This is a genomic window from Polaribacter sp. M10, from assembly GCF_054968445.1.
On record NZ_JBSSBG010000019.1, the window covers coordinates 49175 to 70569 of the forward strand.

Below are 21395 nucleotides of genomic sequence, written 5' to 3' on the forward strand. Positions count from 1 at the left end.
AGACTATAGGAACATAAATGATTTTTAAAGTATCACAAATTTTTGATTTGGTTAAAATGTGAGTTAAAAAAGTACAATTATTTGTCTTTTAAAAACGCTTTAACATCGTTAATTTCATTAGGTTTTGCTATAATTTTTTTGTTTTTATTTAAAACAAAATAAGAAGGCGTAGAAAAAACCTGATAAGTTTGTGCAGTTTCATTTTGCCATTTGTTTAAACCTAAAACGTTATGCCAACCTCTTAAATTATTTTTTTGATAATTTTCCCAAACAAAAGCGTCTTTTTCTAAGGCAAAAGCAATTACTTTTAGATTAGGTTTGGTATTCATATAAGTATACAATTCAGGAATTTCTCTTAAACAATGAGAGCAACTTGTACTCCAAAAAACCAAAACATAAGTTTCAGCATCGTTTAAAGTAGATAGTTTAAATTTTTTGCCATTTTCTGTCCAAGAAAAATCGGGAGCAATTCTGCCAATTTCAGCAGCAAATAAAGCTTGTTTTTCTTCTTTAAATTTTGCGTTTTGTAGAGTAGGAGTTAAGTTGTTGTAATGACTTTCGAACAAATAATCGATAATATCTAAATTTTTTGCAGCCTCAAATTGTTCTATTAAAAACTCAATAATATCTCTCTTATAAGACTCACTTTTAATTTTAGAAAGTACAGTTTCTATAGCGTTTTTGTATAAAATCTGTTGACTTTCTAAATCTTCTGAATAGTTAATGTAAAATATATAATCTAATATTCTGTTGGTTAAAAATGAGGAGTTTACCAAAGCTTTATTAGAAAAATCTAGTTTGTTAAAATAAGTGCCTTTAATATTATCTAAATAAGCAGTAACTGAGGTTAAAATTTCTGAAGGATTACTTCTAGCACTTGCTTTTATAAAAGGAGCAACAAATTTATTTTTAGATAACTCAGTATATGTATTTTGAATAGAATCTACAATTTTATAGGCTTGCTTATAAGCTTCTTTTAAATCTAAACTTGGGTCTTGTAAAACCGCAACTTGTGTAGAATCTAATTTTTGTTGTGCTGCAGTAATATCATTTAAATAATTGGCATAAAAAATGTTTTCTGAAGATTCTGAGAAGTTAATAGATTGCTGTGGATACTCAGGATTAAAAATAAAAGAAACATTTTCTTTGTTGTAAAAGAAATCGACAAACCCAGGACCTTCTAATCTATATGTAGCTCTGTAGGCTCCTGGTTTTGCAGAAGAAGGTAATTGAATTTCGAAACGACTAACAGCTTCTTTTTTTCCGCCAATTATAACTGAATCTGTTTTAATAGTAGTGTTGTTTACAAAAACTTGTTTTGTGCCCTCTAATTTGTATAAAATAAGCCAATCTGTTTTTATTTTCGGACTCATTGTTCCTTTTACCATATGTTGACCATAGGCAAACGAAGAAATTAAGAGTAAGAGAGGTAGAATTTTTTTTATCATTTTATCCAATTTAGTCTATAAACACTTTTTCAAGAAGTGTACCAAAAATACAGTTTCTCTATTAAAATGGCAGTATAGTAACGTTAAATTAAATGATTATCTCTTTTAATGATAATATGATCTTGGTAATCAGTTTTTTTTTGATGAGGGAATTGATTGTTTTTTAATTTTAGACAATTAGATATCAATCAAAATAATCTAAGTTTTCGAAATAAGAGACAATTGCTTCTTTCATTAACACAGTTTGTTCGCCAGGTTTTAAGTTTGGCAATTCTGTTAATGATTTATAATGTGGCCAACCATCATCATCAAAAAAATCGAATTCATAATAACCATAAGGTTCTAAGAGTTTACAAATGGCAATGTGCATCAGATTCATTTTTTCGTCTTTTTTAAATGCTCTGTGGCCTTGCCCTAATTCTTGTACGCCAATTAAATAGATAATTCCATCTACATTTAACTCATCACCTTCAGAAAAATCTGCGGTTAATTTGGCAACCAAAAACGCCCATTTTTCTTTTAAATTATTCTCTTTAGACATAAATTTATATAAAGTGTAAAGATACAATCTGCATTTTTAATTTGTAAAAATTAGATGTAGATTTACACAAATTATTTACAATGAATGTAATAGATATCGTAATTGCTGTGATATTAATTTTTGCTGCTGTAAGAGGTTTTATGACAGGCCTTTTTTCTGCAATTGCATCTTTAGTTGCTATTGTTGCTGGTGTGTTTTGTGCCATACACTTTTCTTATTATGTAGAATATGAATTGAATGATTCTGTTTTAGAATGGTCTCATCAAACTAATAAAATTGTAGCCTTTGCAGTTACTTTTCTGTTTGTAGTTTTGGCAATAATTTTTGTAGGTAAATTGCTAACTAAATTAGCAGATATTACTGCTTTAGGTTTGTTAAATAAAATTTTAGGAGCAATATTTGGAGCACTAAAATGGTCTTTATTATTAAGTGTAATTTTTTTATTGTTCGATAAATTTAATAAAACAATACCTTTTGTAGATAAAGAAATGTTAGATAGTTCTGTGCTTTATCATCCTGTAAAATCTATTGTACCTACTTTGTTTCCTGCAATTTTAGATGATGATAATCCGTCTTTAAAGTTTATAAAATAAATGCAAAAAAAAGGCTTACAAGTTTTGTAAGCCTTTTTTATACCCTACATTAAATTTATAATAAAGTAACTTTACCACTACTAATGTGATAAATACCACCTATAATTTTAATTTCACCTTTCTCTTCCATTTCTTTAAGAATAGGGCTTTTTTCTCTTATTCTGTCTATTGTTAAACTAACATTGTTTTCTATTGTTTTGTTTACAAAATCTGGATTAGAAGAATCGTGTTTTCCTTTAACTTGAGATTCTGATAGTTTTACAGCAGGCTGAATATTTTCTAATAAAGGAGTTATATTTCCTAGTTCTACATGATCGCAAGCTGCTTTTACAGCTCCACAACTTTCATGACCTAAAACTAAAACTAATTTACTACCTGCAACTTTGCAAGAGTATTCCATGCTTCCTAAAATATCTGTGTTTTCGAAGTTTCCTGCAACTCTTGCTACAAATACGTCTCCAATGGTTTGGTCGAAAATTAATTCTACAGGTACTCTAGAATCGATACATGATAGCACAATTGCTTTTGGGTGTTGGCCATCTACTGTTTGTGAGATTAATGCTTTATGATCTATGCTATGTACTTCGTCTCTAATAAAACGCGCATTACCTTCTATAAAATCTTGTAACACTTTCATTGGTGTTAGTTGATCTTGTATTTCTTTTGTTATGGCTAAATTTCTATGTGGCATAATAATGTTTTTTAATTTGATTAATAATTGATCATCATTTAACTTAAACTGATGCTAGATTTTGGTCTTTCATTAAAAAATTTAAGGAAACTTTCAGGGTTTTCTACAACACCTCTTTTAGAAACCAATTTAATATCAATATTTCGTTCTTTTGCTTTAAAAAGAAAATCTTCTAAAATTTCTATAATATCGTTATCTAAGTACCTTGTGTTTATTAAGTTAATTTCTAGATATGTTTCTTTAGGTAAACTATCTAATTCTTTTAAAATGGCTCCTTTGTTAAAGAAAGTAACTTCTTCTGCAAGTGTCATTTTAATTTTGTGTTTGCCATTACTCTTATCTTCGATATGTAAAAAGTGAGAGTTTTGGTAGCTTTTTATCAAAATAACAATAATACCTACTAATAAACCTAAACCAATTCCGTATAATAAATCTATAAATACAATTCCTAAAACGGTTATTGTAAACGGAATAAACTGTTTCCAACCTAATTTGTACATTTTTTTAAATAAAGCTGGTTTTGCTAGTTTGTAACCCACAATAAATAGAATTGCTGCTAACACAGAAAGAGGTATTTTATTTAAAAGAGTTGGAATTAAAATTACAGAAATTAATAATAAAAAACCGTGTATAATAGCAGATAATTTGGTTCTACCTCCAGATTGAATATTAGCAGAACTTCTAACAATTACTTGGGTTATTGGTAAACCTCCAATAAGACCAGAAATGATGTTACCTGTACCTTGTGCAAATAATTCTTTATTGGTTGGTGTAACGTTTTTATGCGGATCTAATTTATCTGTAGCTTCTACACATAACAGTGTTTCTAAACTTGCTACTAAGGCAATTGTAAAACCTGTTACCCAAATTGCAGGGTTTGTAATTGCTGTAAAATCTGGAAAACTAAATTGGCCTAAAAAGCTATCAAAATCATCTGGTACTGGTACAGCTACTAAATGATCTACAGAGATATTTAAATTGCTATCTTTTGTAGCAATATAAAAGATAATACCAACTGCAACAGCCACTAATGGACCTTGTATAATTTGAAAAATTTTCCCTTTTTTAGAAAGTACATTAGACCATAAAAGTAAAATCAACATAGAAATTAAAGCAATAACTGTTGCTCCTATACTAACATTACCACTAATTAATGCATTTATTGCTTTTAAAAGTTCTGTTAATGTATTTTCACCATCTATTTGTAAAAAAGCAAAATCACCTTGTGGGTCTTTGTCCATACCAAAAAAGTGTGGAATTTGTTTTAGAATGATAATAATTCCAATACCAGTTAGCATTCCTTTAATTACTGATGAAGGAAAATAATAACCAATAATTCCTGCCTTTAAAAGACCAAAAACCAATTGAATTACGCCTCCTAAAACTACGGCAACTAAAAAGTTTTCATAACCTAAAGTTTGAATTGCAGTAAATACAATTGCAGCTAAACCTGCTGCAGGACCACTTACTCCAATTTTAGAGCCAGATAAGGCTCCTACTACTGTACCACCTATAATTCCTGCAATTAAACCAGAAAATAAGGGAGCACCACTTGCTAATGCTATACCTAAACATAAAGGTAGTGCTACAAAAAACACTACAATACTTGCAGGTAAATCATTTTTTAAATATTTAAACATTGTGTAATATTTTATTTCTAAATTTTTTTATTTAGAAAGAGTTGTTAAAAAGATAGTTATATGTGTTGTTTCGAAGAATTAGAGTAATTCTTTGGGCGGAGGTGTATTAACTTCTAAGTGCTTAGAAGCATAAATGTTAAAAGAAAAGATAGTTTTATCTTTTTTTAAATAGATGTTTTCTGAAAGCGCTAAAAGGTTTTCAGAAGTGTTTATTTTAATTTCGAAATCTTTAGTGGCTTCTTCTTTGTTTTCTTCCTCTTCGTTTAAATCTATATATATGGCAACTTCTTTACCTTCATCTATTAAAGAAATAATAGATGGCAGCATTAAATAGCCTAAAAGAACGGCTGTAAAAAAACTTACAATTAAAGATTTCAATGAAATAGCCTTTTATTTTTATGCAAGATAATAAGAAAAATAAAATGTACTGTTAAATAAAGAACAAAATTAGTTGAGTTCTTTTACCTCGTCTGCAATAATCCAACCGAGTTTACCATCTGCTATTTTAATTTTTTTCCAATTATCAATAGCATCTAAAACCACAACTTTTGTACCTTCATGTAGTGTAAATACTTCTTCAGAATTTAAGGTAGGTGCATTTCTAACTTCTGTTTTTTCGGCAAAAATAATGGCAGTTTTATTATTCTGAGCAAACGTATATTGGTTGTAAGTTATAAAGAATGTGAAAATTAAAAAGATAAAACTTAACGTACTTGTTATAAAGTAAAAACGTTTTTTTGAAGGTGTAGTTGCCAAATAGAAAAACAAAAAGAAAATACTACCTAAAAAAGAAAACACTACTGCAACTATAGCCCATTGATTGTACGATAGTTTTTGTAAAATATTAATATTAATTTTCTGAAAAACCGTTTTAGGTAACTCTTCTATATTATCTAATGCCAATCGTTTTGCAAAAACTAAATTGTTTTGAACATCTTCGTTTAACGGATTTAATAATAAAGCTTTTTCGTAATAATAAATAGAAGGGCCAACTTTGTTTAGTTTGTAATAGGCATTGCCTAAATTGTAAAATAACTCCGAAGATACAAACCCTTGTTCTTCTATTTTTTTATACTGTTCAATTGCTTTTTCTAATTGATCGTTTTTGTATAATTCATTTGCACTTTTAAAAAGTTCTTCTGTGTTTTGAGCAACCACAGAATTGGCAATTATCAACAATAAAAAAAGTATTTTTTTCATCTTATAACTGTTTATCTAATTCAACGATTACTTGTTTTGCTCTTTCAAATTCCTGTTCCATTTCTGTATTGGTTACAGGTGTGTAACGTGCAAAGTCTGATGCTTTTAAAACGTCTATAAATTGCTTAATAGTGGTTTCGTTTATGTTTTTTTCTTCTAAAATTTTAGTGATGTTTTCTTTGCTAATATCACTAGTTTCTATGTTTAATTTAGCTTTTAAATAGTTGTGTAAAGCACGTTCTAAAGCTTCGTAAAAGGCTTCTTTTTTACCTAATTGTTTTTGAGCTTCAGACAAATATTTTCTTGCTAATTTTTCTGCTTTTCTTAATTTTAAACCTACAACATCACTATTTCGTCTTTCGTTGTTTTTTGCAATTAAAATACCAATTGGTATTAATAATAAAGGCAATAAAAGTAAGATGTAAAACAAATAAGATTTGTAGAAATCTTTGGTTTCTTTTGTAACAAAATCACTCTGTGTTTGTATGTATCTAAAGTTTTTACCTGTAGAAACTACTGCCTTTTTATTTACAGAATTCGTGTTGCTACTTACCAATTCTTTTCCTTCTGTAACATCAACATACAAATCTTCTGTGTTTATAGATTCGTATTTTTTTGTTTTTGGATTAAAGTATGAAAAACCAACGCTTGGCAATTTGTATTTACCTTTGTATTGTGGTACAACAGTATAAGTGTCTGTTACAGAACCAGACAATCCGTTACTTGTAATTCGTACACTTTCTTTTCTTTCTGGTTGATATTTTTCTAATTCTGCAGGTGTTTCTACAGTTGGTAATTCAAATAATTTTAAGTTTCCTTTACCAGAAACTGCTACTTTTATTTGCGATGATTCATTGGCTTTTAATACTTCTTTACTTAAAGAAACATCAAAATCGAATTCACCTACAGCACCTGTAAAGTTTTCTGGTTTTCCTTCTAAAGGTAAACTTTTTGGGCTGATTACTTTTTTAGCAGAAGCAAATTCTTTTCTTATATTTTTTGTAATTACGTTTCCAAAAAAGTCGGCTCTACCAGTTGGAACTCCAATTACAATATCCATTTTCATTGGATCTATAGTAAGTTTACCAGTTTTTGTAGGAATTAAAAGTGCTTTTTGCAGCACAATATACCTGTAATCTTCGCCATTATATTTTCCCATTTTTACAGGAAAACCATTAATTTTTATATCCTGATTCCAAAAACCATTGTATTGTGGTGCTTCTGTAACTGATGTATCGTAAACGCTAACATTTTCGCTAACATAAAGTCTGTATTCTACATAAATACCTTCGCCAACATAAGGTCTAGACTTCGATATTTCTGCAACCAAATGAATGTTTTGTTGTGCTATATAATCTGGATCGTTAGGGTTTTCTGGAATATCAATAGGATCTAAAACAATAATTTTCATCATTTTAGAATTGATAGTAGCACCATTGTATTTTATACTTGCAGGGCCAATAATTAGTTCTCCTTTTCTTTTTGGTTTTAAGATGTAAGTGTAAGATTTAGAGAAACTTACTTTTCCATTGATCCAAGATTGACTTATAGATTGACTGGGACCTTGAATAATTTGGAAGTTCGTAAACTTTGGTGGTGTAAAATCGTCTGCACCTTGTTTGTTTATCGAAAATTCGATTCTTAAACGTTGATTTAAACCAAGCTTGTTTTTACTAACACTTACTTTTAATTCCGTGGTTTGGGCATACAAAGAGAGGGTTAGCAAGCTAAAGATTAAGAGCAAAAAGCCCTTTCTAACTTTCCAAACAGGAAAGTTAGTTGTATTTAAACGAAGCTTCTTAAAATAATTTTTAAATTTCATAACAGATTCTCAAAAGTATGATTTTTCTCAACCTTTTTAGTGATATAAAAGAATGGTTTTACCAATCTTTTTCTTGTTTTATTTTTTTGCCTTTTGCTTTTTTGGCATTCATTTTCTTTTGTGTCTTTTTTTCCTCGTTATTTAAGCTTTCTAGCAACTGCTTAATTTGTTGAGGAGACATTTTTCCTTGTTGTGGTTTAGGCTTTTGTTGCTGATCTTTTTTATCATCTTTATTAGGATCTTTGTTTTTGTCTTTATCTTTATCGCCTTTACCATCTTTATCCTTGTCGTCTTTATCTTTTTTGTCCTTATCATCATCACCATCCTTCTTGTCTTTATCCTTATTATCCTTGTCTTTTTTATCCTTATTGTCCTTATTGTCCTTATTGTCTTTGTTATCTTTATTATCGTCTTTGTTATCCTGGTTTTGTTTGTCTAACAATTTTTGAGCAACTGCCAAATTATAACGAGTTTCATCGTCATTTGGGTTGTTTCTTAACGAGTTTTTGTACGCATCTACAGCTCCTTGATAATTTTTGGTTTCCATCATAGAATTGCCTAAATTATGATACGCTTCTGCTTTTGTGTATTTGTCTTTAGCTGTTTTTGCAGAAAGTTCGTATTGAGGTGCAGCTTCTTTAAAATTTTTATTTTGATATAAAGCATTTCCTAAATTGTAACTTGCTTTATCGTAATTGGAATTATTACCCAAAGCTTTTTGATAAGCCACAGAAGCATCTGTAAATTGTTTTTGTTGATACAATTTATTACCCTGTCTTACCATTTTTCTTGCTTTACGTTGCAAGGCAATAGAATCTTTTTGAGCTGAAATTTCTTTAGATGAAAACAGCATTAAGCAAATAACAAGTATGTTTAAATATATTTTCATTGTATTATTTTTTTGTTTTTTCGTCATGAAATAAATCAACCTTTCTAACCCATTTTGTTTTCTTATCGAACAAGAAAATGTCTAATAAAATAAACAAAATTGCAATGGCTAAAAACCATTGAAATTGATCTTTATAATCGGAAAACTGTTTTGTTTCAAATTCATTTTTTTGAGCATTGGCAATAATTTCTGTAATCTCTTTTACTGGTTCTTCTGTAATATTACCATCTATAAATCTACCATTTGCGGCATCTGCAATATCTTCTAAAACCTCTGGTTTACGTTGTGTAATTACAGTTTCGCCTTTATTGTCTTTTTTGTAACCAATCATAGAGCCATTTACGCGCATTGGTATTGGACCTCCTTTTTCTGTACCCACACCAATGGTATAAATCTTTACACCATCGTTAGACAAATTTTGTGCCACTTGTTTTGTTTCTTCTTGATGATCTTCTCCATCAGAAATAATAATTAAAAAACGATTGGTTTGCTCATCGTTATTATAATAGGTTTTTGCCAATTCTAAAGCCTCGTTTATTGCTGTACCTTGGCTAGAAACCATATCTGGATTTGCATTTTGCAAAAACATATTGGCAGCTGCATGATCTGTTGTAATTGGTAAAAGCGGATAAGAATTACCTGCATAAATGATAATACCAACTCTATCTGAGCCTAATTGATTTATAATTTTAGAAATAATTTGTTTTGCTTTTTCTAATCTGTTAGGTGCAATATCTTCGGCTAACATACTTTTAGAAACATCTAAAGCAAAAACAACATCTACACCTTCTCTTTTTACCGTTTTTAGTTTAGAACCCATTTTTGGGTTTACTAAAGAAATTACTAAAAAAGTTACCCCTAAAAGTAGCATAACTAACTTTAGTGTATTTTTAAATATTGATGAATTTGGTGCTATTTTTTTTAACAATTCAGCATTAGCAAATTTACGCTGAGTTCTTTTTTTCCACCATAAAACCAATAAGTAGACAACAATCATAATCGGAATGATTGCTAAAGCATAAAAATAAATTGGTTCTTCTAAACGATACATTGTTTTAATGTGTAATTGTTGAATTGTTTAACTATTTAATTGAGCTTTTCTTAATGCATTAAGCATGTTTGATATTTTATAAATTTTATTTCTTAAATCATTATAAATTTCATCATTTATAAATTGAAGCTTGTTGCATAAAATAATATGATTTAATACTTCCATTGTTGAACTAAATGCTATTGTTGAAAAATGAGCTTTATTCTTATTTGTAATTCTTGATGTTCCTTCTGCTATATTTGCTGAAATTGAATTTGACGCTCTTTTTAATTGACTTGTAATTCCAAATTTTTCATCATTTGGAAAACTTTTAGTAATTCTATAAACCTCAACAGACAAGTCAGTAGCTTCTTGCCAAACTTTTAATTTTTCAAATGAAAACACATACATCTTTTCTACAATTACTCGTTTAAACAATTTAACATAAATACAACAGTTTATATAAAACTTTTAAATAACGTATTTCTTAATAAGAATTCTAAGATTAATAAACCAAGTGCTAAAAAGACTAAATCTCTATACATTTCTTGGTAATTGTAATATTTAAATTCTTCTATTTTTGTTTTTTCAAGCTTATCAATTTCATCATAAATTTCGGCTAATTTATCGTTATTGGTTGCTCTAAAATACTTTCCATTGGTTTCTGATGCAATTTCTTTTAACAAGTCTTCATCAATTTGTACTTGTTGTTTTCTAAAGTTTAACTGGCCCGTTCTTGGGTCTTTACTCCAAGGAAAATCTGCCATTCCATTTGTACCAATTCCTATTGTATAAACTTTAATACCTAATTCTTTTGCTAATTCAGTGGCAGTTCTTGGGTCTATATTACCAGCATTATTTACACCATCTGTTAGTAAAATAATAACTTTACTTTTTGCTTTGCTATCTTTTAACCTGTTTACACCAGATCCAAGGCCCATTCCTATAGCTGTTCCTCCTTCTAATTGCCCCCATTGTAAACGATCTATAGTTCTTTTTACAATACCTTTATCGCTAGTAATAGGAGTTTGAGTAAAGCTTTCGCCAGCATAAACTACAATTCCTATTCTGTCATTTGGTCTTTTATTTACAAAGGTAACAGCTACTTTTTTTAGCGCTTCTAATCGATTTGGTCTTAAATCTCTAGCTAACATACTTGCAGAAACATCAATAGCCATAACAATATCTATCCCTTTGTTTGTTTTTGTTTTTTTGCTTACAGAAACATTTCTTGGTCTGGCTAAAGCCACTATTATTGCAGCTAAAGCTAACAATCTTAACACATATAAAATGGGTTTTAATTTTGCTAAAAGCGATGTATTTGCTTTAAACCCTTTTATACTTGGTACAGTTAAAATTGCTGCATCTTTTTTTCTGGAAAAGAAATACCAAATAGCCAAAAGTGGTATTAGCACTAATAACCATAGAAACTCTGGATTTAAAAATTCAAAATTATTCCAATTCCTCATCTTTGCTTATTGGTTTTGGTTTTAAATTATGCACAACTTCTTCTGCATCTTTTCTGTCTTCTTCTATCTCTAAAGCCAATGGTTTCGATTTTGCGAATTTTACTAAATCTGCCTCTTTAAATAGTTCTTTAAGCTTTTTAATGTTTTCTTTAGTGGTATTTATGGTATTTGCCTCGTAGAAATCATTTAAGGTTTCTATAATTTCATCAGAAGTTTTTTCTAAAGCTGGCACTTTTAACTCACGTTCTATATAACCACGAATAATGTCTGTTAATTCGCTGTAATATTCTTTTACTTTATTGTTTTGCCATAATAATTTTTCATCCAACTCATTTAGTTTAAACATGGCCTCATCATAAGGTGCCATAGCAACATAAGTTGGTTCTTCTTCTTCAATTTTTCTTTTTCTGATAACAAACCAATAAATCCAAAAACCTATAATTAATAAAGCTGCAATTAATAAATAGATATACAATTTATAATCGTCGAAAACCAAAGGTTCTTTTTTTATCGATTTTATAGGATATTTTTTTACAACAGTTGTGTCTATTGGAACTGTAGCTACATTTACTAAAAGTGAATCTGTTAAATAGGCTTGATTTCTAATAAAAACTTGTTGTTGAGGTATATAAAACGCTCCACTATCGAAACCTGTTAACACGTATTTTTGAATTAATGTGTAGTTAATGGTGTCTATTTTTGCAGAATCAATTACCTCTAAACCTTTTAGTTGTAGTTTGGGTAGAATTACGTTATCTACGTCTTTAACCGTAATTTTTAGGTTAAATTGTTCGCCAATTCTAATATTAGAAGTTTCAATTTGTGCTTTTACAATTGGGTCTTGGGTAAAGGCGACTGCTGAAATCAACAAAAAAATATGTAAAATGTATTTTCTCATTATCTTCCTTTATGTTTAAAATATCCTAATAATTTTTTTACGTAACTTTCGTCTACTCTAGTATTAATAGTACCAGCACCACTTCTTCTAAACGTATTTATGTAATAATCTGTTAATCGTAAAGCATTGGCTTTATAATTAGTTCTGATGGTTTTAGAAGCTGTATTTATCATTTGTACATCTCCAGTTTCTGCATCTAACATTGGTACTACACCTAAATTCGGAATTTCTTCATCGTGTTTGTCATAGACTCTAATTCCTGTTAAATCGTGTTTACTACCAGCTATCTTTGCGCTTTTTTCGTAATCATCATCCATAAAATCAGACAACATAAAAACGATGGCTCTTTTCTTTAAAACACTCGATAAAAACTTTAAAGCAGCATCAATATTTGTTTTTTTACTTTTTGGTTTAAACTCAATTAACTCTCTAATAATTCGTAAAACATGACTTTTCCCTTTTTTGGGAGGGATAAAAAGTTCTACATCATCAGAAAATAACACCAAACCAACTTTATCGTTATTTTGAGTTGCAGAAAAAGCAAGGGTTGCAGCAATTTCTGTAATGGTGTCTTTTTTAAATTGGATTGATGTACCAAAAAGCTCTGAACCAGAAACATCTACCATTAGCATCATTGTTAATTCGCGCTCTTCTTCAAATACCTTAACATAAGGTTCGTTGTAACGTGCAGTAACATTCCAGTCTATGGTTCTAATATCATCACCAAATTGATATTGGCGAACTTCAGAAAAAGTCATACCCCGTCCTTTAAAAGATGAGTGGTATTCACCTCCAAAAATATCATTAGACAAACGTTTTGTCTTAATTTCTATTTTACGAACTTTTTTAAGTATTTCTTTAGTATCCATGAGTCCATTCTAAATCCTTCCCAAAGGGAAGAACTTTTGCGAATTGATTTTTAAATTATTTTTATTTTATTCAAAAGAATTTATTTTCTTCATTCAGATTTTTTCCCCTTTGGGGAAATTAAAAGGGGCTTATGGTACTTCTACTTCGTTTATAATTAAGTTTATAATTTCTACAGAGGTTACATTTTCTGCTTCAGCTTCGTAAGTAATACCAATTCTGTGACGTAAAACATCAAAAACAACAGCTCTAACATCTTCTGGAATTACGTAACCTCTTCTTTTAATAAAAGCATAACATTTTGCAGCTTTTGCTAAGTTGATACTACCCCTAGGTGATGCTCCAAAACTAATTAAGTCTTTTAAATCTGCTAAATTATATTTCTCTGGATAACGAGTTGCAAAAATAATATCTAAGATATATTTTTCGATTTTCTCGTCCATATAAACTTCGTTAACCACTTCTCTTGCTCTAATAATTTCTTCGACAGAAATTACAGGGTTTACAGTTGCAAAACTACCAGATAAGTTTTGACGCATAATAATTTGCTCGTCTAATAATTTAGGATAATCGATAATTACCTTTAACATAAAACGATCTACTTGTGCTTCTGGTAAAGGGTAAGTACCTTCTTGTTCTACAGGGTTTTGCGTTGCCATTACTAAAAATGGTTCGTCTAATTTAAAAGAAGTGTCACCAATTGTAGTTTGGCGTTCTTGCATTGCTTCTAAAAGAGCAGATTGTACTTTTGCTGGTGCTCTGTTAATCTCATCAGCCAAAACAAAATTTGCAAAAATTGGCCCTTTTTTAATTTCGAAGCTATTTTTCTGCATGTTGTAAATCATAGTACCAACAACATCTGCAGGTAATAAATCTGGTGTAAATTGAACTCTACTAAAAGAACCTTGTACAGCTTTAGATAAAGTATTTATGGCTAAAGTTTTTGCTAAACCAGGCACACCTTCTAATAAAATATGACCATTACCTAATAAACCAATTAACAAACTTTCTATCATTTGCTTTTGCCCAACAATAACCTTATTCATTTCTAGAGTAAGAATATCTATAAAAGCACTTTCTCTCTCTATTTTCTCGTTAATAGCTCTAACATCTACATCCATGTGTGTATAATAATTTAATATTAAGTTTTTTAGAAAAACAAAGCTACAATTTTAACAAAATTAATCTGTTAAAACAAGGTTAAAGATAATTCGTTATTTTTTTTTACATTAGAGGATATTATTGCGTATTATATGAAAAAATTAACTGATAAATATATTTGGAAATCCTTAAAAAAAGGAGATTTAAATGCGTTTTCAGTTCTTTTTGAAAGCTATTATTCAAAACTTTATAATTATGGCTTAAAAATCTCGAAAAACGAGGCATTAACAGAAGATTCTTTACAAGATTTTTTCTTGTATATTTATGAACATAGAGAGAATTTAAGCGATTTAGAAACCATTGCACCTTACCTTTTTTTATCATACAAGCGCTTTTTATTAAGAATGATGAAAAAAAAATCAAGATTTAAATATTCTGATATTTCTAATGAAAACACTGTTGATTTAGAGTTTACTGCAGATGAAATAATAACAAATCAAGAAACAGAAGCGTTTAATAATGCCAATCTAAAGAAGTTATTAAACAATCTGCCTAAAAGACAAAAAGAAGCAATTTATTTAAAGTATTATAGTGGCTTAAAAACAAGAGAAATATCTGAAATTATGAATATAAATTACCAAAGTGTAGTAAATTTGTTGCATAAGGGCATTAAGAGTTTAAAAGAAGATGTTTCTATTGCAAAATTATTTAACTAGCCTTTAATTAAAATTAAAGAGTATAAAAAAACAGAAGTGGTCTTATTATAATTAAATAGGATATTATGGTTAGAATGGATTATTAAGATGGCTAAGAAAAAATACAATGATATAAACGATTTTTTAGAAGATGAGTCTTTTGAAAACTGGGTATATCAAAAAAATGGGACAGATATTAACTTTTGGGAGTTTTGGATAGCCAATAACCCCGATAAAAGTGATTTAGTAAAGTCTGCTAAAGATTTAATATTAGGTATTTCTTTTAAAAACAATAATGTTTCTGAAGAAAAAGTAGCATTAGAATGGCAAAAGCTACAAGCTAAAATTAAAGCTAAAGAGGCAAAACCTAAACAAAAAGTTATATTATTAAAAAAAGTTAGTATTGCTGCTACAATCTTAATAATTGTTACAACTGGGTTTTATTTTTTAGATAAAAACTCAAAAATTACGCATAAAACACATTATGGAGAAATTTTAAAAGTAAAGCTACAAGATGGTAGTGATGTTACTTTAAACTCTAACTCTAGTTTATCTTATTATAAAAACGATAGTAGAAAAGTTTGGTTATCTGGAGAAGCTTTTTTTAAGGTTGATAAAAAGAAAGCTACCAACGCAAAGTTTTGGGTTATAACCCCAGATTTATCTATACAAGTATATGGTACTGCGTTTAATGTAAATGCCAAAAAGAAAAAAACAGATGTCTTTTTAGAAGAAGGTGATATTTGGTTGTCGCTTAAAAATGGTGAAACCAAACAAATGCTTCCAGGTAATTACATATCGTATTCTGCAAAAGAAAATAGAGTTTTAGAAGATAAGGATATAGAAAATTCTTCGTTAAAAACTTCTTGGAAAGATGGTACTTTGCTTTTTGAAAAGTTATCTTTGGAAAAAGCGATGGAAAAATTAAAAGAATCTTATGGGTATTCTGTAGTTTTTAAAGATGATAAAGCTAAAAACACTTTAATTACAGGAGCTGTGCCATTAACAAATATAGATATTTGTATTGAGGCTATAGAAAAATCGGTAGATGTAACTATTATTAAAAAAGACAATAGTTTAATTATCAGTAAAAAATAGGTGTAACTTTATCTTGTTAAATGATAAAAATAAATGTTCATAAAACTCTTTTATCATTTTTATTAATACTATTTATCTGCTTTAAAATAACTGGGCAAAATCAAGAACAAAAGCAAATCCCTTTATCTGTATTACTAAATAAAATTAGTAATAAACATAAAATATTTTTTACCTATAACGTAAATTTACTTTTAAATAAATTCATTTACGAAGAAGGTTTTAAAGATCTTTCTTTAGAAGAATCTATTTCTTTATTAGAAAAAATAACGCCATTTGTAATTGATGATTTAGGCAATAATTATTATGTAGTTTATTACAAAAAAGATGCAGAAAGTGTAAAAAGTAAAGAAAAAAACAAGCCTACTTTTAGAACAAATGTATCTCTAGACACCATTTATAAAGATCACAAGATTACAGTAAAAGGCATTGTTTTAAGTTCGGATAATACACCTCTTACAGGTGCAACTTTACAAGAAGAAAATTCTTTAGTTGGTATTACTACGAATAAAGACGGAATTTTTGAATTCGATATTCCAAAAAATAATTTAATTAAAGTTAGTTTTTTGGGGCACGAATCTAAAAAGGTAACACTTACTGCAAATAAATTTCATACAATAACATTATTAGCAGGTCAAGAATTAGAAGAGGTTAAAATTGTTGGTTCTAGAAATAAAAATAGAGTAATAAATGACTCGCCTGTTGCTATAGATTTTATAGATTTAAAAAAAACAGCTTCTAAGAACAGCCAAATAGAAGTAAATCAATTTTTGCAATATGTAATTCCTTCGTTTAATGCAACAAAACAATCTGGTGCAGATGGCGCAGATCATATAGATCCTGCAACCATAAGAGGGTTAGGGCCAGACCAAACTTTGGTTTTAATTAATGGTAAAAGAAGGCATCAAGCATCATTAGTAAATTTGTATGGTACAAGAGGTAGAGGAAATTCGGGTACAGATTTAAATGCAATACCAATTTCTGCTATTAAAAGAATAGAGCTTTTAAGAGATGGAGCATCTGCACAATATGGTTCTGATGCTATTGCAGGTGTTTTAAATATTGTTTTAAAAGACTCAGATAACGAATTAAATGTTGGTTCTACAATTGGTTTTTACAATGCAGATACAGAAAGTATATTGCCAAATAAAACAGATGGATTTCTCTATAAATTAGCCTTAAATTATGGTACAAAAATCAATAAGGGAGGTTTTGTAAATATTACTGCAGAGGCACTTTCTTCTGATAAAACATATAGAAAAGGCACAGAAATTAGAAAGAATTATGGGCAAGCAGGCATAAAAAATGTTAGTCTATTTTTTAATTCAGAAATACCAATTCATAATAATGCTAAGTTTTATGCAAATGGCGGTTTTAACTATAAAAATACTGAAGCCTTTGCATTTACACGCAAGGCTAATAGCGAAAGAAATGTGCTCGAAATTTATCCTGATGGATTTAATCCGTTAATAACATCACAAATTGTAGATAATTCTTTTTCCTTTGGATTGATAACAAGTTTTAAAGATTGGAATATTGATGCCAACAATACTTTTGGTAGAAACAATTTTCATTATTTTATTAAAAATACTTTAAATGCAACTCTAGTAGAAAACTCTCCAACAGATTTTGATGCTGGTGGTCATCAATTGATGCAAAACACAACAAGTATCGATTTTTCTAAATATTTTCTAAAAGATAAATATGGTTTTAATATTGCTTTAGGGGTAGAGCATAGACTTGATAAATATAAAATATTTGCAGGTGAAGAGGCTTCTTATGAGTCTTATGATGTTAACGGAAATAGTATAACTCCTGATACTCAATTTTCTGAATACCAAATGCTTAATGGGGTAATTAGACCTGGTGGTTCTCAAGGTTTTCCAGGTTATGCTATAGAAAATGAGGTAGATAGAGATCGTTCAAATTTTGGTGTATATGTAGATACAGAAATAGATTTTTCTAAAAAATTTATGATTGCTGGTGCTTTACGTTATGAGTATTATAGCGATTTTGGAAGTACATTAAATTATAAACTTGCCTCTAGAATAAAACTAAATAATAAGTTTAGCGCAAGAACTTCTTTTAGTACAGGTTTTAGAGCTCCTTCTTTAGCTCAAATTTATTACAATTTAACCTTTACAAATTTTATTGGTAATGCACCAACAGAGTCTTTATTAGTTGCAAATAATAGTGCAATTGCCAGAAGGTTTAATATTGATCAACTAAAAGAAGAAAAAGCGAAGAATTTTAGTTTAGGATTTACATCAAAATTAAGTTCAAATTTTAATATGGCTATAGATGCGTACTATGTGGCAATTAAAGATAGAATTATATTAAGTGGTAATTTTGATGCAAGTATTTTAGGAGGGAATATAGATAATGTTCAGTTTTTTGCAAATGGTGTAAACACTAAAACTACAGGAGTAGATTTGGTGTTAAATTGGCAAAAAAAAATAAAAAAAGGATTACTTTCTTTTGATTTTGCAGGTAATATTAATCACATGGTTATAGAAGAAATTAATAACAAAATGTTAGCAGAAGAAATTTTCTTTGGGCAAAGAGAACAACAATTTTTATTAGCATCAGCTCCTAAAAATAAATTTAGTTTTGGAGCTAATTATCAACTTAAAAAAATAACTACTGCTTTAAAAATAACTAGATTTAGTGAGGTTAAGTTAATAGACTGGCAAATAACTAATGATTTATCAGATTACAATAATTTAGCTTCAGAAAGATTAGCTGCGGCTACAGATACTTATAAAGCTAAAGTTACTACAGATTTGCATTTAGGATATCAATTAAATAAAGCTTTAAATCTGCAAGCAGGTGCAAATAACTTGTTTAATGTGTATCCAACAGAACAAGATAATTTTACAGATAGTGGTGGTAAATGGGATGCTACACAAATGGGAGCAAATGGCGCTTTTTATTATTTAAAGTTTAATATAAACCTGTAAAATCTAAATAGTTAATACGGTTTTGTCAATTTCTTTAAAAAAAAGGTAATTTTTTAGAGTATACTTTTTCTTTTTTTGTCTTCTTAAATAAAACAGCTCTTACTTGTAATATACAAATAAGGGTATTCAAATTTTATTTAACAATCAAATAACTTATTTATGAAACAAAAGTATCTTTTAAAATTATTGACGATTACTTTTATGTTTATGCTTCCTATTGGATTAATAGCACAAACTATAAAAGGGAAAGTAACTGATGCATCAGGAGGTGTTTTACCTTATGTAAATGTATTGGTAAAAGGAACTACAAATGGAACTATAACAGACGATAATGGAGCGTTTACTGTTAGTGTTAAAAGTTTGCCAGCAACATTAGTAGTATCTTCTATGGGATTTGCAACAAAAGAAGTTAACGTAACTTCAGCAAAATTTATAACTATTGTTATGAAGGAAGATAATGCTTTAGAAGAGGTTGTTGTAATTGGTTCTAGAAATCCAAATAGAACAGCAGTAGACTCACCTGTGCCTATAGATATTGTAAATGTAAAAGAATTGGCATTGAGTTCTCCTCAAGTAAATTTAAATCAAATTTTAAATTTTGTTGCACCATCCTTTACATCAAACACACAAACAATTTCTGATGGTACAGATCATATAGACCCTGCTTCTTTAAGAGGTTTAGGGCCAGATCAAGTATTGGTTTTAATCAATGGAAAAAGAAGACATACTTCTTCTTTAGTAAATGTAAATGGAACGTTTGGTAGAGGTAGTGTAGGTACAGATTTAAATGCTATACCTGCTGCATCTATTAAAAGAATTGAAGTTTTAAGAGATGGTGCTGCTGCACAATATGGTTCTGATGCAATTGCTGGGGTTATAAATATTGTTTTAAATGAAACTGTAAATGAACTTTCTTTAAATGTAACCACTGGTGCTAACTTTAGTAAAAATGCAAATGGACAAACAGGTGGTGTAGATGGCGAAACTATTAATATTAGTGCAAATTATGGTTTGCCTATTGGTGAAAATGGAGGTTTTATAAACTTTACAGGAGATTTTGATTTTAGAGAAGATTACAGTAGAATGAAAGAATGGGAAGGAAATATTTTTAATCTTTACAATACTGTAGAAAGATTTGCTAGTAATGATGGTTATGATTTATCTCAATTATTAGATGATGATGTAAGCGATGTAATTCAGTATGCAAATGCTGCTGGTATTAATTTAAATGGAGCTTCTACAAAAGCAGATTTGCAATCCGTTTTATCTGCAGATAATACTACTGCAGAATTAGCAGCAAGAGGTTTAGAGCGCAAAGATTTTAACATGAGAGTAGGGCAGTCTAAAGTTCGTGGAGGTAGATTTTTTGCCAACTTTAAATTACCTTTAGATAATAATGGAACAGAACTTTATTCTTTTGCTGGTTTAGGTTCTAGAGATGGTAATTCTGCTGGTTTTTACAGATTACCAAACCAAAGTAGAACATACACACCTGCGTATATTAACGGATTTTTACCAGAAATTAACTCAACAATTACAGATAAGTCTTTAGCTGTAGGGATTAAAGGTAAAATTGGCGAATGGAATGTAGATTTTTCGAATACTTTTGGTAAAAATTCATTCGATTATATTATTGGTAACACTTATAATGCGTCTATGGGTAACTCTTCTCCAACAACTTTTGATGCAGGTGGATTTGCGTTTTCTCAAAATACTGTAAATTTAGATTTAAATAAATTTTTCGAAAACACATTCCAAGGTTTAGGTGTTGCTTTTGGTGCTGAGTATAGATTAGAAAACTACGAAATTATTGCTGGCGAAACAGCTTCTTACTCACAATATACAGCAAATGGTGAAGCAATAACAACTTCTACACAAGTGCCTTTAACAGATTTTTTTGGAGCAAGTAGACCTGGTGGATCTCAAGTATTTCCTGGTTTTAGTCCAAGTAACGAGTTAAATAGAGGTAGAAATAGTATAGCAGGTTATGTAGATTTAGACGCAACTTTATCAGAGCAATTTTCTTTAACAGCTGCTACTCGTTTTGAAAATTATTCAGATTTTGGATCTACAGTTAATTTTAAATTGGCATCAATTTTTAAAGTTTCTGATAATTTTAGAATTAGAGCTTCTTTTAATACAGGTTTTAGAGCGCCATCTTTACATCAATTAAATTATAATGCAACTTCTACTATTTTCGATCAAAATGGAGATCCGCAAGAAGTTGGTACTTTTGCTAATGATAGTAGAGCAGCAAAATTATTAGGGATACCTCAGTTAAAAGAAGAAACATCTAGTAGTTTTAGTGCAGGTTTTACGGCTAAATTACCAGAGTCTAATATTACGTTTACACTAGATGGTTATGTAGTTAATATAGATGTGTACTTTCCTGAAATAGGTTGACTAAAAATTAAGCAATTAATAATAGTCACTTATGAAAAACCAAAAACAACACT

Annotated in this window: 18 protein-coding genes and 1 pseudogene; 5 read left to right on the forward strand and 14 right to left on the reverse strand. The window is 29.2% G+C overall.

Annotation, left to right across the window (positions count from 1 at the left end):
• Window positions 1-77: 77 nt before the first annotated feature.
• On the reverse strand, window positions 78-1448 hold the full coding sequence (locus ACWYN7_RS14630) for a TlpA family protein disulfide reductase (RefSeq protein ID WP_462860711.1): 1371 nt from the start codon (window positions 1446-1448) through the stop codon (window positions 78-80).
• A 184-nt stretch (window positions 1449-1632) separates the two neighbouring features.
• On the reverse strand, window positions 1633-1989 hold the full coding sequence (locus tag ACWYN7_RS14635; protein ID WP_462860712.1) for a hypothetical protein: 357 nt from the start codon (window positions 1987-1989) through the stop codon (window positions 1633-1635).
• An 80-nt stretch (window positions 1990-2069) separates the two neighbouring features.
• Between ACWYN7_RS14635 and ACWYN7_RS14640 the strand changes: the two genes are divergently transcribed.
• Window positions 2070-2582 carry a CvpA family protein gene (locus ACWYN7_RS14640; RefSeq protein WP_462860713.1) on the forward strand — a complete coding sequence of 171 codons (513 nt, stop codon included), beginning with the start codon at window positions 2070-2072 and terminating at the stop codon, window positions 2580-2582.
• Window positions 2583-2637: 55 nt separating this feature from the next.
• On the opposite strand, the gene ACWYN7_RS14645 is transcribed toward ACWYN7_RS14640, so the two are convergent.
• From ACWYN7_RS14645 to ACWYN7_RS14700, 12 genes are all read right to left on the reverse strand, one after another.
• Window positions 2638-3273 (reverse strand): carbonic anhydrase family protein, encoded by a 636-nt coding sequence (locus tag ACWYN7_RS14645; protein WP_462860714.1) that lies wholly within the window; start codon window positions 3271-3273, stop codon window positions 2638-2640.
• A gap of 38 nt (window positions 3274-3311) precedes the next feature.
• Complete coding sequence (locus ACWYN7_RS14650) at window positions 3312-4913, reverse strand: SulP family inorganic anion transporter (protein ID WP_462860715.1); 1602 nt, start codon at window positions 4911-4913, stop codon at window positions 3312-3314.
• Between the two features lie 78 nt (window positions 4914-4991).
• Window positions 4992-5291: a hypothetical protein gene (locus ACWYN7_RS14655; protein ID WP_462860716.1), complete on the reverse strand. Its 300-nt coding sequence runs from the start codon at window positions 5289-5291 to the stop codon at window positions 4992-4994.
• A 69-nt stretch (window positions 5292-5360) separates the two neighbouring features.
• Window positions 5361-6113, reverse strand: coding sequence for an SH3 domain-containing protein (locus ACWYN7_RS14660; protein WP_462860717.1), 753 nt, complete (start codon window positions 6111-6113; stop codon window positions 5361-5363).
• 1 nt (window position 6114) lies between these two features.
• Window positions 6115-7935, reverse strand: a complete 1821-nt coding sequence (locus tag ACWYN7_RS14665; protein ID WP_462860718.1) for a BatD family protein — start codon at window positions 7933-7935, stop codon at window positions 6115-6117.
• 58 nt (window positions 7936-7993) lie between these two features.
• Window positions 7994-8824: a tetratricopeptide repeat protein gene (locus ACWYN7_RS14670; RefSeq protein ID WP_462860719.1), complete on the reverse strand. Its 831-nt coding sequence runs from the start codon at window positions 8822-8824 to the stop codon at window positions 7994-7996.
• A 4-nt stretch (window positions 8825-8828) separates the two neighbouring features.
• Complete coding sequence (locus tag ACWYN7_RS14675; protein WP_462860720.1) at window positions 8829-9875, reverse strand: VWA domain-containing protein; 1047 nt, start codon at window positions 9873-9875, stop codon at window positions 8829-8831.
• Between the two features lie 27 nt (window positions 9876-9902).
• Entirely contained in the window at window positions 9903-10292 is a 390-nt protein-coding gene (locus tag ACWYN7_RS14680; RefSeq protein WP_462860721.1) for a four helix bundle protein, read from the reverse strand.
• Window positions 10293-10312: 20 nt separating this feature from the next.
• Window positions 10313-11323: a vWA domain-containing protein gene (locus ACWYN7_RS14685; RefSeq protein ID WP_462860722.1), complete on the reverse strand. Its 1011-nt coding sequence runs from the start codon at window positions 11321-11323 to the stop codon at window positions 10313-10315.
• Window positions 11307-12221, reverse strand: a complete 915-nt coding sequence (locus tag ACWYN7_RS14690) for a hypothetical protein (protein ID WP_462860723.1) — start codon at window positions 12219-12221, stop codon at window positions 11307-11309. Before ACWYN7_RS14690 ends, ACWYN7_RS14685 begins: the two co-directional genes overlap by 17 nt.
• Entirely contained in the window at window positions 12221-13090 is an 870-nt protein-coding gene (locus ACWYN7_RS14695; RefSeq protein WP_462860724.1) for a DUF58 domain-containing protein, read from the reverse strand. The genes ACWYN7_RS14690 and ACWYN7_RS14695 overlap by 1 nt, the downstream gene beginning before the upstream one ends.
• A gap of 129 nt (window positions 13091-13219) precedes the next feature.
• Entirely contained in the window at window positions 13220-14209 is a 990-nt protein-coding gene (locus ACWYN7_RS14700) for an AAA family ATPase (protein WP_462860725.1), read from the reverse strand.
• 132 nt (window positions 14210-14341) lie between these two features.
• Between ACWYN7_RS14700 and ACWYN7_RS14705 the strand changes: the two genes are divergently transcribed.
• The 4 genes and pseudogenes from ACWYN7_RS14705 to ACWYN7_RS14720 form a co-directional block, all read left to right on the forward strand.
• Window positions 14342-14905 (forward strand): RNA polymerase sigma factor, encoded by a 564-nt coding sequence (locus tag ACWYN7_RS14705; RefSeq protein ID WP_462860726.1) that lies wholly within the window; start codon window positions 14342-14344, stop codon window positions 14903-14905.
• Between the two features lie 87 nt (window positions 14906-14992).
• The gene (locus tag ACWYN7_RS14710; protein ID WP_462860727.1) at window positions 14993-15982 is read left to right on the forward strand and encodes a FecR family protein; all 990 of its coding nucleotides are present in this window, start codon (window positions 14993-14995) and stop codon (window positions 15980-15982) included.
• Between the two features lie 20 nt (window positions 15983-16002).
• Window positions 16003-18939, forward strand: coding sequence for a TonB-dependent receptor (locus tag ACWYN7_RS14715; RefSeq protein ID WP_462860728.1), 2937 nt, complete (start codon window positions 16003-16005; stop codon window positions 18937-18939).
• Between the two features lie 159 nt (window positions 18940-19098).
• Window positions 19099-21318: pseudogene (locus tag ACWYN7_RS14720) on the forward strand (TonB-dependent receptor); the annotation flags it as partial.
• Between the last annotated feature and the right edge of the window lie 77 nt (window positions 21319-21395).

Coding starts and splice junctions, on each gene's coding strand:
- ACWYN7_RS14660 (WP_462860717.1), bottom strand. CDS start 6,113: ATGAAAAAAATACTTTTTTTATTGTTGATAATTGCCAATTCTGTGGTT.
- ACWYN7_RS14665 (WP_462860718.1), bottom strand. CDS start 7,935: ATGAAATTTAAAAATTATTTTAAGAAGCTTCGTTTAAATACAACTAAC.
- ACWYN7_RS14640 (WP_462860713.1), top strand. CDS start 2,070: ATGAATGTAATAGATATCGTAATTGCTGTGATATTAATTTTTGCTGCT.
- ACWYN7_RS14670 (WP_462860719.1), bottom strand. CDS start 8,824: ATGAAAATATATTTAAACATACTTGTTATTTGCTTAATGCTGTTTTCA.
- ACWYN7_RS14705 (WP_462860726.1), top strand. CDS start 14,342: ATGAAAAAATTAACTGATAAATATATTTGGAAATCCTTAAAAAAAGGA.
- ACWYN7_RS14675 (WP_462860720.1), bottom strand. CDS start 9,875: ATGTATCGTTTAGAAGAACCAATTTATTTTTATGCTTTAGCAATCATT.
- ACWYN7_RS14630 (WP_462860711.1), bottom strand. CDS start 1,448: ATGATAAAAAAAATTCTACCTCTCTTACTCTTAATTTCTTCGTTTGCC.
- ACWYN7_RS14685 (WP_462860722.1), bottom strand. CDS start 11,323: ATGAGGAATTGGAATAATTTTGAATTTTTAAATCCAGAGTTTCTATGG.
- ACWYN7_RS14715 (WP_462860728.1), top strand. CDS start 16,003: ATGATAAAAATAAATGTTCATAAAACTCTTTTATCATTTTTATTAATA.
- ACWYN7_RS14650 (WP_462860715.1), bottom strand. CDS start 4,913: ATGTTTAAATATTTAAAAAATGATTTACCTGCAAGTATTGTAGTGTTT.
- ACWYN7_RS14700 (WP_462860725.1), bottom strand. CDS start 14,209: ATGGATGTAGATGTTAGAGCTATTAACGAGAAAATAGAGAGAGAAAGT.
- ACWYN7_RS14710 (WP_462860727.1), top strand. CDS start 14,993: ATGGCTAAGAAAAAATACAATGATATAAACGATTTTTTAGAAGATGAG.
- ACWYN7_RS14645 (WP_462860714.1), bottom strand. CDS start 3,273: ATGCCACATAGAAATTTAGCCATAACAAAAGAAATACAAGATCAACTA.
- ACWYN7_RS14690 (WP_462860723.1), bottom strand. CDS start 12,221: ATGAGAAAATACATTTTACATATTTTTTTGTTGATTTCAGCAGTCGCC.
- ACWYN7_RS14695 (WP_462860724.1), bottom strand. CDS start 13,090: ATGGATACTAAAGAAATACTTAAAAAAGTTCGTAAAATAGAAATTAAG.
- ACWYN7_RS14635 (WP_462860712.1), bottom strand. CDS start 1,989: ATGTCTAAAGAGAATAATTTAAAAGAAAAATGGGCGTTTTTGGTTGCC.